This window comes from Aquibacillus kalidii, from assembly GCF_014280935.1.
Classification (GTDB): domain Bacteria; phylum Bacillota; class Bacilli; order Bacillales; family Amphibacillaceae; genus Aquibacillus_D; species Aquibacillus_D kalidii.
The window spans coordinates 247,895-258,312 of the sequence record NZ_JACLZI010000056.1; the positions used below are offsets into that span (position 1 = coordinate 247,895).

Annotated in this window: 16 protein-coding genes; 4 read left to right on the forward strand and 12 right to left on the reverse strand. The window is 34.4% G+C overall.

The window, feature by feature from the left end; genetic code table 11:
- Nucleotides 1-26 precede the first annotated feature (26 nt).
- Nucleotides 27-545 (reverse strand): GrpB family protein, encoded by a 519-nt coding sequence (locus tag H7K77_RS16990; RefSeq protein WP_186579504.1) that lies wholly within the window; start codon nucleotides 543-545, stop codon nucleotides 27-29.
- Nucleotides 542-880, reverse strand: coding sequence for a hypothetical protein (locus H7K77_RS16995; protein ID WP_186579507.1), 339 nt, complete (start codon nucleotides 878-880; stop codon nucleotides 542-544). Before H7K77_RS16995 ends, H7K77_RS16990 begins: the two co-directional genes overlap by 4 nt.
- Before the next feature lie 527 nt (nucleotides 881-1,407).
- Between H7K77_RS16995 and H7K77_RS17000 the strand changes: the two genes are divergently transcribed.
- Nucleotides 1,408-1,623 (forward strand): hypothetical protein, encoded by a 216-nt coding sequence (locus H7K77_RS17000; protein WP_186579509.1) that lies wholly within the window; start codon nucleotides 1,408-1,410, stop codon nucleotides 1,621-1,623.
- Between the two features lie 200 nt (nucleotides 1,624-1,823).
- Here the strand turns inward: H7K77_RS17000 and H7K77_RS17005 are convergent, their stop codons facing one another.
- Nucleotides 1,824-2,645 carry a metallophosphoesterase gene (locus H7K77_RS17005; RefSeq protein WP_186579511.1) on the reverse strand — a complete coding sequence of 274 codons (822 nt, stop codon included), beginning with the start codon at nucleotides 2,643-2,645 and terminating at the stop codon, nucleotides 1,824-1,826.
- A gap of 449 nt (nucleotides 2,646-3,094) precedes the next feature.
- Between H7K77_RS17005 and H7K77_RS17010 the strand changes: the two genes are divergently transcribed.
- The gene (locus H7K77_RS17010) at nucleotides 3,095-3,268 is read left to right on the forward strand and encodes a hypothetical protein (protein WP_186579513.1); all 174 of its coding nucleotides are present in this window, start codon (nucleotides 3,095-3,097) and stop codon (nucleotides 3,266-3,268) included.
- 241 nt (nucleotides 3,269-3,509) lie between these two features.
- On the opposite strand, the gene H7K77_RS17015 is transcribed toward H7K77_RS17010, so the two are convergent.
- From H7K77_RS17015 to H7K77_RS17035, 5 genes are all read right to left on the reverse strand, one after another.
- A complete protein-coding gene (locus H7K77_RS17015; RefSeq protein WP_186579570.1) occupies nucleotides 3,510-4,139 on the reverse strand; it encodes a DUF3885 domain-containing protein in 630 nt (209 codons plus the stop codon).
- Nucleotides 4,140-4,204: 65 nt separating this feature from the next.
- Nucleotides 4,205-4,372 carry a hypothetical protein gene (locus H7K77_RS17020; protein WP_186579515.1) on the reverse strand — a complete coding sequence of 56 codons (168 nt, stop codon included), beginning with the start codon at nucleotides 4,370-4,372 and terminating at the stop codon, nucleotides 4,205-4,207.
- Nucleotides 4,373-4,408: 36 nt separating this feature from the next.
- Nucleotides 4,409-4,606 carry a DUF6980 family protein gene (locus H7K77_RS17025; protein WP_235988971.1) on the reverse strand — a complete coding sequence of 66 codons (198 nt, stop codon included), beginning with the start codon at nucleotides 4,604-4,606 and terminating at the stop codon, nucleotides 4,409-4,411.
- Between the two features lie 24 nt (nucleotides 4,607-4,630).
- Nucleotides 4,631-5,464 carry a hypothetical protein gene (locus H7K77_RS17030; protein WP_186579517.1) on the reverse strand — a complete coding sequence of 278 codons (834 nt, stop codon included), beginning with the start codon at nucleotides 5,462-5,464 and terminating at the stop codon, nucleotides 4,631-4,633.
- Between the two features lie 211 nt (nucleotides 5,465-5,675).
- Nucleotides 5,676-5,783, reverse strand: coding sequence for a YjcZ family sporulation protein (locus tag H7K77_RS17035; protein WP_186579519.1), 108 nt, complete (start codon nucleotides 5,781-5,783; stop codon nucleotides 5,676-5,678).
- 296 nt (nucleotides 5,784-6,079) lie between these two features.
- Here H7K77_RS17035 and H7K77_RS17040 point away from each other — a divergent pair, with 296 nt between their 5' ends.
- Nucleotides 6,080-6,364 carry a hypothetical protein gene (locus H7K77_RS17040; RefSeq protein WP_186579521.1) on the forward strand — a complete coding sequence of 95 codons (285 nt, stop codon included), beginning with the start codon at nucleotides 6,080-6,082 and terminating at the stop codon, nucleotides 6,362-6,364.
- Between the two features lie 382 nt (nucleotides 6,365-6,746).
- Here H7K77_RS17040 and H7K77_RS17045 read toward each other — a convergent pair whose 3' ends face one another.
- The 3 genes from H7K77_RS17045 to H7K77_RS17055 are packed head-to-tail and all read right to left on the reverse strand — an operon-like array spanning nucleotide 6,747 to nucleotide 7,893.
- A complete protein-coding gene (locus H7K77_RS17045) occupies nucleotides 6,747-6,926 on the reverse strand; it encodes a YggL 50S ribosome-binding family protein (RefSeq protein ID WP_186579523.1) in 180 nt (59 codons plus the stop codon).
- 36 nt (nucleotides 6,927-6,962) lie between these two features.
- Nucleotides 6,963-7,709 (reverse strand): hypothetical protein, encoded by a 747-nt coding sequence (locus tag H7K77_RS17050; protein WP_186579525.1) that lies wholly within the window; start codon nucleotides 7,707-7,709, stop codon nucleotides 6,963-6,965.
- Between the two features lie 22 nt (nucleotides 7,710-7,731).
- Nucleotides 7,732-7,893 carry a hypothetical protein gene (locus H7K77_RS17055; RefSeq protein WP_186579527.1) on the reverse strand — a complete coding sequence of 54 codons (162 nt, stop codon included), beginning with the start codon at nucleotides 7,891-7,893 and terminating at the stop codon, nucleotides 7,732-7,734.
- A 323-nt stretch (nucleotides 7,894-8,216) separates the two neighbouring features.
- On the opposite strand from H7K77_RS17055, the gene H7K77_RS17060 reads away from it, so the two are divergent.
- Entirely contained in the window at nucleotides 8,217-9,074 is an 858-nt protein-coding gene (locus tag H7K77_RS17060) for a DegV family protein (protein ID WP_186579529.1), read from the forward strand.
- Between the two features lie 142 nt (nucleotides 9,075-9,216).
- Here H7K77_RS17060 and H7K77_RS21330 read toward each other — a convergent pair whose 3' ends face one another.
- The gene (locus H7K77_RS21330) at nucleotides 9,217-9,858 is read right to left on the reverse strand and encodes a hypothetical protein (RefSeq protein ID WP_235988972.1); all 642 of its coding nucleotides are present in this window, start codon (nucleotides 9,856-9,858) and stop codon (nucleotides 9,217-9,219) included.
- Between the last annotated feature and the right edge of the window lie 560 nt (nucleotides 9,859-10,418).

Below are 10,418 nucleotides of genomic sequence, written 5' to 3' on the forward strand. Positions count from 1 at the left end.
AACACTTTCCTAGCAGTAATCTAGAATCAACGTTTTCCTTCATACCATTCCAAAGCTTTCCCTTCTATTTCTTTAACAAGCTGATCCTTGCCATTAATATAAGCTTCCATATCATAGGGGAATTGTTGTGCTAACTTTTCTTTTAACTCACTATACTGTTTCTGGACATCTGAATGGTTATGTATGTAGTCTCGGAAAGCAAGATGCCTTATTACTTCGTGACTTCCTGCTTGATATATATGGACATGATGGGAGCGATTATCTCCCCCTTTTTGAAAATACCTTCGTCCAGGAAGGCCGTTCTCGCCTTTTGGTTCATACCCGATTTCCCCCATAGACTTGTCGTATTTATCAACATAGTTAATGTCTTTGACGACAGGCATGATATCTATAACTGGTTTAGCTTTCAGTCCTGGAACAGCTGTGCTGCCAATATGATGTATCGCTACGATTTCGTTTTCAAAAATCTGATACAGTTTCTCTGCCTCTTCCGAAAATAATTGAGACCACTTTTCACTATAGGAACTTACTTCAACCTTTCTCAAATCAATCTTCCTTTTTGTTTAGCAATTTTGTTATTTTGTATTAGCATTATCCCCCAATAAACTAGTAAGTATAGGAAACCTAAAACTACGTAGATCGACCAAATGGCACCTTGCTGAAACTGAATTATCATGTGCTCCCATTCATTTACATTCCTAGCTCTCCCTATACTATTTAAGATACCAATTATAGGAGTACTTATCGAAAAAAGAATGGCAATGATTGATAAATTCCGCCTTTTCTTTTTCATTATGTATGTTATTGCTAAAGCTATTGTTGCGAACAGAAATAAATAATATACGAACCAAACCCAACTAGGTAATGACTCCCAATGCATCTTATCACCTCAACTACTTTCTTTTAACAAGTATTCTATTAATTTTTACTTTACGTTATAATCATCATGTTAAGTACACCATTAAGTATAACATCAGGCTACACAATTGAATTTTAATTTTTTTGACTATTGATTGTAATAGTTATGGAAGAAGGCTTCTTTTCCTGTAGATAACTGTGACTTTACTATTCATACGGATTTATTCATGAGAAAGTTTCTTTTATTTAGTATTTTGAAGTCATGGTGATAATGATGACGCATTCTATATATGATTCGGCTTATATCTTACTCGATTGACGCATTCTATCCCCATATTGACGGATTCCCTACCCCGATTGACGCATTCAGTGACTAGATTGACGCATATGGAGGATGAGTATTTATCATCAATCAAAAAGGTGGGAAATTTTAAGTCTGCATTGATGGTGAATATTTTAATGAAATAATTGTAGATGTTAACCAAGAATGATAACTATAGAAAATAGCTATCCAGCATATCTTATCCATAAAAAAAAGTGGGGATTATATTGAAGACAGTGGCAAAATATTTGCAGCTTACCTATATCGCGTGTTTAGTTGGAGTGTCTGTCCTTCTCATACTTGGTATTGCTGTGGATATATTTCCTTTTAACAGAAGAATCTCAGCTATTGATTTTCGCTTGATTGCGATGGTGCTTGCACTTCTTTCATTACTATTAGCTATTATATCTAGGCTTCTTTTAAGATTTAGTAAAAGGGATTAATTAGTCCTCCCAATCTATCAAGTTACGTAGATTGGGAGGACTTCGTTTTGCAATGACGAATTTAATAATGAAACTGACGGATTCCCTCACTCGAATGATGCATTTAAGACTAATTCGCCCGATTTATCCGGTAGTTTGGCGCATTCCTCCAACGGATTGACGCATTCGTATCAAGTTTTCTTAATATCTAAACACCTAACTTATTTCCTACCAGTTATCTTAATCAAACTCATCTGACTTTGGTTTAAAAACCGAATAGGCGCCATACTCGTACCTAATCCGCTGTCAAGATAAAGATATTGATCTTTGCCGATATCAAAAGTTCCTTTATCTAATTTAGGAAATAGTCCCTGATCCGGTGCAATTATTGCTCCAATCCATGGCAACCGGACTTGCCCACCATGTGTATGCCCACTTAAAATTAAATCAGCTGGGATATTAGTATATTTTTCTACGACATTAGGAGAATGGGATAACAGAATAGTATATCCTTCCTTTCCCACGCTATCAAAGGCCTTGTCCATATCTTCATGTTCCGTTGAGACATCATCTACACCTACTACATTAAGTGTTATGTCATTTACATGAATCTGTGTGTTTTCGTTGTTTAATAGCGTTACATTTCGTTCCGCAAGACCACTTAAAAGCTCCTCTTTGCTCGGATTATCCCACTCATGGTTTCCAGATACAAAATAGATATGCTCATTTATGTTGATTAATCGATCAATCAAGGAAAAGACAGCTTTCAAACTATTAGTTCTTCTATCAATTAGATCCCCTGTTATCACAATAATATCTGCATCCGATTCCTCGACCGTTTTCACTAATTTTTTATTGTCATCACCAAAAACTTTACTATGTAGATCACTGATTTGTAGTACTGTCAGTTCCGCATTCTCCGGTAGCTTATCACTTGTAAACAGAACTCTATTCACTTTGAAAACATTTGTATCGTAATATGCTTTTGTCCCTATAGAAATAATGACAATTAACAATACGATGACGATTATCCATTTTTTCATTCCACACCCCCAAGCCTAGATTTGTGTCTATATCATTGTAAGTCTAGCTACAAACATAATAGATTTCACTTACCGATTTGGTCAACAATTTAAAAAGTAGTAACAGGTAATAATCGCTAAGCTGAATGATTTCCAGTTAAATTTAACGCTGAGACGATATTTCACTCGGCTACAAAGTATCTGCACTAACCCTGAGCTACCTTTGCGATATTTCGGCACTATCGCTAAATATCTTCACTAATGCAGAGGAAGCGTTACGATATTTCACTTACTGCAGAGTCTATCGAGTTTATGACAACAGGATCAATAGCTACGAGAAGAGCCTTATGTAAATATCATGTTAAAAAATTGTACAAAGTCTTGGCAAGTTAGTCTTCTATCGTTTATGCTTAATTTACATAAGTTAGTAGAAAAAACAAGTCATTACTATAGATAAAAGAGGTGATAGGATGCAATTTTACGAACAGTTACCAGATGATTTCTTAGTACTGTTTTATCATGAGATTATCAAAACGATCAGAGCAGGTAGAAGCAATGAATCAACCCTACATGAATTAAGACTAATTACTTCCGTCATGAAAAATAGAGGTATTTCCTTCGAGAAACCGGCCATTTCTGCTTAACAACACCTGAGGTATGTAGTAATTAAATACAAGGAATTACTGCTCACTCGCTAATCTATAAAGTTTTTGCAGCATCTATATTAGTGGGTGTTTCATCCTGGCCTCTCAATGCAAATGATAGGTCCAAAGGTGAAAGAGCTGTTGTTATTTACAGTTGTATAGATCCCATCGATATTCACAATACTAATCATCCTATCAAAAGAGCACCCTTCTTCAGACGAGCCGACATTGTATCATTCTCTCAATCTACTTTAAATACCTTATCAATCTGCTCTCTATCATAATCCAATATCCATTCATTAAATTCCTGATAAATACCCCGAATTGTATCGACTGAGGTAGCTATTAAATCACAGCCCCTATCATCATAAATATGAAAAATAGTATTCTTACTCCTATTTATAAAGTAAACCCGGTGAGAGATACTTGGGGTTAATCCCATATCCTGATTACATATCGCTTTGATCAAATGAGGAGAAGCAATATCAGATGTGTTGCATTTTAATGTAAATCGATGTGTTTGAAAAACTCCGTCCTCATTATCTTCTGGATAAACAAAAGGAATGGTATGATGCTGAAGTTTAAATAAAACGTTTTTATCCCCTATGTATTTAGAAAAGATGTTTAATTTATGTCTAAACGTTGCCCCATCTGCAAAATCGTACACATCGACAACCATATAAAGATCGTCGTCTGAAGCATGGATTGCTTGAAATAACGTATTGGCTCTTTTATTAACACCATTTAAATATGGACTATTTTCATAGGCATATTCCACATCATAGCCCACACCTAATTTAAAACGAATGCCAATGGGCCAATCGTAAAAAAGAGCAGCCCTTAGCTCTAAACCCGGAAAATTTTCTTGCATGTATTTAGTGACGTTCACCCTTAAACCTCCTATCTTCATCTGTTACAGCTAATTAGTTGTTAACCTTAAAGCTTATAATGGTCATTCTCATGTTCCCGCTCTCGTTCTTGTCTAAGTTTTTCTCTACTACTTTCTACACTACTAATTTTTCTAAAAGTCAAAACAGAAGCGATAACGACTATGATGTATCTAAATAAACGTAACCCACTGTCCTGCTGGATAATTCTCTCCATCCTTTTCCTCCTTCAAAACCTATTGTAATATATTCTTTATAAAGCTGAACCACACCATGGACAGAAACCAATTTCAATATGCGATGAACCTCCGTCATGAATGATCAAGCCGTAATCCTTCTTTTTTTCATTATAGATAATCAGTTTATCCGGACAGTCAAAGGGATCTTCATGAATGTCACATGTGAAATTTGCATGATAATCCATATCCTCACAACAATGTTTTTGCATCATATGCCTCTCCTCATTATTTGTTATTTAAAAGACAACCTTATATATAGCCTCTTTTCCATATGCATAAAGATAGGAGCCACGCATGAATACAGGGCCAATAATTCGTTTGCCATTTTCATCTATTAGTTGAACCTTCTCCTTTGGAACGATTGTCCTATTCCTTATCTGAAATCGTTTAATAGTATAGATATCTGTTTGAGCAATTAAACCTTTTTGATCAAATACAAATTGATCTACCGTGTCACCTTCTATGCGATAGCGAGCAGATTCTTTTCTTTCATTAAGATATACAAGAAAAGATTCATCATAGAAATAGAAATATACTTCCTTAGTACTAACCACATTCAATGCATAGCAATCAATGATTCCATACTGACTCGCACCCCATAACTTGTCCCCACCTATCGTATAAGCTATTAGCCCATCACTTCCCATCGGGTATTCCCATTCAGACGTTCCAAATATCCCTTCATCAAAGTAACTCACCCAAATAGTATCCTTATCATCAATTTGTACATGCTCGATGCCGTCTCCAAGGGTAAACGCTTCTATTAACTGCCCATTTGGATTATATCTCCTAGCATTTCGTTCTATATCGTTACCATCTTTTGAACAACGAACTTGTACAATAAGTATTGTACCATCTGAAAACATATCCACTTCGGTAGGTACTAGCGGAACATTTTTTAACCTAACAGATTTTATCATATTTTCTTTGATTATTCGTATTGTCCAATTGTGTTTCATAGCTGGACGTTCGTTGAATTCTAGTTCAAGTATGTCACTTTCAATTAATAATAACGTACCATCTCGTGTAACCTTTCCACCTATGAAATTTAGATCTGATGAATAATCCATGCATTTATCCAAGATTAATTTTTCGATGTTCCTCATCCCTATCTACTTGTATAATACTTCCATATTTACTGTAGATTTTACCATAGTCATGTAGAAATAGGTATGTATGATCAAGTTTTAACCCTTACCTTGCTTTGAAATTAATGCAAATATAAAAGGTATGACAGAGGCCGAAACTCCTGTCATACCTTTAGAACTCTTAACGGATTAATTAATATGCGCCAAATCCACCTACGTAAGAAGTTCCTATAATAATTAAAAGAATAAACAGTACAACGATTAACGCAAAACTGTTGTTATAACCGAATTCTGCACCCATTTATTTAGCCTCCTTTGTAAATGCTATACTAATAACCTATGCAGCTACAGTTAACATGTAAGGGCGAATGACCTAGATTGGGTAAATAATAATTTATTCTCTTAGATCAAAAAATATACACTTGGCTATTCAATAGGGGGGAAGGATTGGGTTTATAGGTCGAATTGTTACTGTATTCGAAATGAGCCAACTGTTGTAAGCTTTAAATTTATTTTGTAATCTTTTCAATTAATTGAAACTATTTCGTACTGCTTTCGTATAAATAGTAGAAGGATAAACTTATAGGAGGAACTAAAATGGAATACAGTCTAATAAGTATATCTTTTATTTTAGTATTTATAGTAATTTCTTTATTGGTTAAGGTAGATAAATTTGAAGGTCGGGTAAAGAATATGCAATACACATTAGACCAAATTGCTAAACAATTGGAAGTACCCGAAAATCCAATTAATGATGAATTACGTGAACTAATAAAAGATGGCAAAGAAATAAAAGCAGTTAAAAAAGCGAGAGAAACGTTAGGTCTTTCATTGATGGAAGGAAAAGAATATATTGATAGGTTAAAACTCAGTGATGAATAATGCCTAATTAACTTATAAAATCGAGAACGGGATATATTGAATAGGTTTTATGGACCACCCCCCGTAAAATAAGGAAGACGCTTAGAAATTACTTCTAAGCGTCTTCCTTATTTACGTTAACATCAACTAATAGGGATACCTTCTACAAATAGCTTGTAGATCAAATGTAAAATAATTACCCGCGATTTAACCAAATGAGTAAAAAGATAATTCCTATAATAAGCCATATGGAAATCCCTATAACACTTCTTCTTTTGCGATTTTCAATAAAACGTGAGGCTAGAAAATCAGTTAAACCACCAATACACAAAAGAACAATTATAATGATCCAATCATTCAATTTGTTCACCCCTTCCTATTCAAAAGTAATTGATGAAGGAGGTTAGTCAATATCTTCTATCTGCTCCCCTTCTTCATCTATTTGGAAACTACCTCCGCCAAAACTCCACCCATTGCTTTCAATAAACTCCAGAAATGCATCCATGAACTGATTATGTCCTAAATCTCCATTATTGTTTGTGTAAATAACACCGTCTAAGTTTACTCCGGTTGGTCTTTTCACTTATTTTCCTCCAATTAGTTAAAATTGAACCTGTTACTAGAATAAGGCTTCTATTCCAAAATACGCCATTAATGGTTTCTTTCTCCCCGAATTATGCCACTTATGGTATTCTTCAAAAACTTGTTTGATATTATGGTTTGCCTGGACCTGAACCAAATATTTAACGGCAAGAAAACTCCGCCAATAATCAAACATAATACTCGTTAAGTTTCCTTCATAACTGGCATTTCCAAAATCATCTAACGAATGCGTTCCATATTTAGCTTTAAACATTTCTACCATTTCTAACTCGATATTAGTAATCTCATTAAATTCCTTTTCACTTAAAAAATATTTTCTCGAAAGGTAATCGCACATACCTTCCTCAAACCAAATACTATCTTCCCTGTCATCATCGAATTCATCAATGAACAAGTCTGAATGATGGGTTAATTCATGTCCAACTATAGTCAACAATTGGTTCTCCGATAAATTTTCATAAAAACTTTCTATCTTTTGGTTTTTCTTTCCTTCTAGTTGTTCCACAAACAATTTTCTCCAACCAGATAAATCAGGCGAGATATAAATGCTATCCTTATTCGTAAAGGCTGGTATCGGTAAATTGGAGAAAACAGTTGTTGCCAATTCTTCGGATGTCCAAATGATGGAATTAGGTAGATCCTTTAATGCATAGTCCTTTTCCAATTCTGCTTGGTACCCTTTAAGTTTTTCATTAAATCTCCCAATTATGTCTTGATATTTTTCATAGTCCTCTTTTGTTTCAAAAGCAAATATCTGTTTCACTATACAACCTCCATGCTGAATACTACCTCTTTTTAGACTTTGGCAAGAAGTATGAACTACCACCCATAACCAACCCACCAAAGATTCCAAGTATCATCCCAATTATAGTCCAATGAGTAGATAGATATATTCCTAACATGATTAGGACCCAGCCAACCAAAAACAATAGGTTTACTTTTTTCATTTTTCTTCCTCCTTCAATGATGATCCATTTCAAAATCTTCCTTTCTTTTTTTAGCCCACATTACAATTACTCTTACTAAAATCATTGAATTGTTATAGTTAATCCTAATTTTACCATGTATTCCATTATGTACAATTACTATTAACATTCTCATGATAGGTATGGACCATATTCATTTTGGAAAAAGTAATGATAATATTTTTTATTAGGACACTTACAAACCTATAGAGTTCCTATCATGTTTTCACCTGTTCATGTATAGTGAGGGAAGAACGTACAATAGACGTATAATAGATCGGCAAGTAAAATGAGGGGGAAATACGATGAGAAAGATTATTTTGACGACCGAGAGCGGCGCAGATTTACCAAAGGATTTAGCAGCCAAACATGGTGTACAAGTAGTACCCATGCATGTTGTAATGGACGGAAAAGATTATCTGGATGGTTCACTACCTGTCCAGGAGATTTATAATTTTTATGAAAGAACTAGAAAAATCCCCTCTACTACATCAACTAATTCACATGAATACTATGAGTTATTCAAGCGGATAAGAGAACAATATCCTGACAGCATTATTGTCCATATTGGTTATACATCAAAAGCTTCCTCTTCCTTCCAAAATGCGGTGATCGCATCCGAAGATTTTGGCGATCTATTTCTTATCGATGCGTTAAACGTAACAGGTGGACTAGCCGCGGTTGTGATGTATGCGGTCAACTTATTAGAGCAGCAACCCGATATCTCACCTACTGATTTAGTAGAGAAAATAGAAGCAATTGTTCCTAAATCAAGACTTGCTTTCGTTCCGGGTAGCTTAGAGTTTTTAAAAGCAGGAGGACGAGTTAGTAACATGGCCTATCTTGGTGGAGCATTGTTACGAATCAAACCTCGAATAGAATTAAAAGATGGCCACCTAGTATCCACTAAAAAGTATCGTGGGAAAATGGATAAAGTGACAGAGAAGCTATTTCGAGATTATCTGAATGACTACGACATCGATCGAGAACAACTATATTTCCAATACTCGATTGGACTAGACGAGGATATCAAACGACGAATGGATGAACTCGCAAAGGCTAATGGCTTTAAAAACGTGACATGGATTGAAGTCGGTTCAATGATCTCGACTCACGCTGGGCCTGGTGGGTTTGGAATTGCAGGGTTGGAGGGGAATAACTGAGGCTTATTTAAATAATATCTTAGGAATATAAAAAACTTTTGTACTTTTTTCAAAAAAACTCCTGTGCTTTCCCAATGGATTTGCACAGGTAAAGCCTTTTTAGATAAAAAGTAAAGCTTACAATAAATGGTTGGCAACATCCCTAGCTATCACTTTTATTTTTTAAAAAATAAACATCCTTCTCCAACCTATTTACCTTGTCCGTTATAAATCCAACTTCATTCATTCTTGATTCATTTGTTAATTCAAACTGATTTCCAATACCATCTAATTTACCCTCTATACAATCGAATCGATCATGCATATCCGTACTTAAATTATCTAGTTGCCCTTTCATTTCTACTTTAAATTCCCACACTGCATTTTTTTGATAATCCATATCTTTTTTCATTGTGTTGTTGAACTCTTTTTGGTTTTCCATATCTTTTTTCATTGTGTTGTTGAACTCTTTTTGGTTTTCCATATCTTTTTTTAATGTGTTAATGGACTCTTTCTGATATTCCATATCTTTTTTTAATGTGTTAATGGACTCTTTCTGATATTCCATATCTTTTTTTAATGTGTTGATGGACTCTTTCTGATATTCCATATCATTTTTTAATGTGTTGATGGACTCTTTCTGATGTTCCATATCACTTTTTAATGTGCTGATGGACTCTTTCTGGTGTTCAAGCTCTATTCCAATTGCCCCGAATCGACGATCCATCTCCGATTTAAGATCTATTTTTACATCTTTTACTTCTGTGATAATTTCATTAAGTAGATTAAGAATTTGCTGTTCCATTATTTTCACCTACCAATAGTATTCATACCAATACTCTATTTTCATGCTAACCTAGTTCAGTTTCATTGTTTACTATACCTCTTATTTTTATAATACTCTAACACTGCAAGCAAATCGATAAAAAGTCAGTAGTTCTCATAATTTGACAGGAATCTTGCGACTAATTCTATTCATTTAATTAAGGACGATTCATCTCACCTACTCTTTATAAAGATTCTAGTATTTGGACTTTTTGAATGTACTGATGTTAACTTTAAGCAGTCAACTTTTCGGTGTGAATTTATGAAGTATTGTAGTAGCAAAAAGATTTGGGGTAACAGAAACCAATAGAAGGCTGGCTGATAAATATAAAATAGATGTTTTTCACCTTTAAGTCAATACGTATTCAAAGGAGGGAGTGTAAAATAAACTGTGTAAGTTAAGAGAGCGTACGACTCTTACTTACCAGTTTATTTTTTTTTATTATAAAATAGAAATATATGATATTGGAGGTAATTTTATCATGGCAAAATCTAAGCGAGATCCAAAGTCCGTAGAATTAGCTAATAGAATTATAGAAC

Bases quoted from the DNA above. Each gene is read 5' to 3' on its own strand.
- H7K77_RS16995 (WP_186579507.1), bottom strand. From the start codon at position 880: ATGCATTGGGAGTCATTACCTAGTTGGGTTTGGTTCGTATATTATTTA.
- H7K77_RS17025 (WP_235988971.1), bottom strand. From the start codon at position 4,606: ATGATGCAAAAACATTGTTGTGAGGATATGGATTATCATGCAAATTTC.
- H7K77_RS17020 (WP_186579515.1), bottom strand. From the start codon at position 4,372: ATGGAGAGAATTATCCAGCAGGACAGTGGGTTACGTTTATTTAGATAC.
- H7K77_RS17005 (WP_186579511.1), bottom strand. From the start codon at position 2,645: ATGAAAAAATGGATAATCGTCATCGTATTGTTAATTGTCATTATTTCT.
- H7K77_RS17035 (WP_186579519.1), bottom strand. From the start codon at position 5,783: ATGGGTGCAGAATTCGGTTATAACAACAGTTTTGCGTTAATCGTTGTA.
- H7K77_RS17040 (WP_186579521.1), top strand. From the start codon at position 6,080: ATGGAATACAGTCTAATAAGTATATCTTTTATTTTAGTATTTATAGTA.
- H7K77_RS17010 (WP_186579513.1), top strand. From the start codon at position 3,095: ATGCAATTTTACGAACAGTTACCAGATGATTTCTTAGTACTGTTTTAT.
- H7K77_RS17015 (WP_186579570.1), bottom strand. From the start codon at position 4,139: ATGCAAGAAAATTTTCCGGGTTTAGAGCTAAGGGCTGCTCTTTTTTAC.
- H7K77_RS17055 (WP_186579527.1), bottom strand. From the start codon at position 7,893: ATGAAAAAAGTAAACCTATTGTTTTTGGTTGGCTGGGTCCTAATCATG.
- H7K77_RS17060 (WP_186579529.1), top strand. From the start codon at position 8,217: ATGAGAAAGATTATTTTGACGACCGAGAGCGGCGCAGATTTACCAAAG.
- H7K77_RS17030 (WP_186579517.1), bottom strand. From the start codon at position 5,464: ATGGATTATTCATCAGATCTAAATTTCATAGGTGGAAAGGTTACACGA.
- H7K77_RS21330 (WP_235988972.1), bottom strand. From the start codon at position 9,858: ATGGAACAGCAAATTCTTAATCTACTTAATGAAATTATCACAGAAGTA.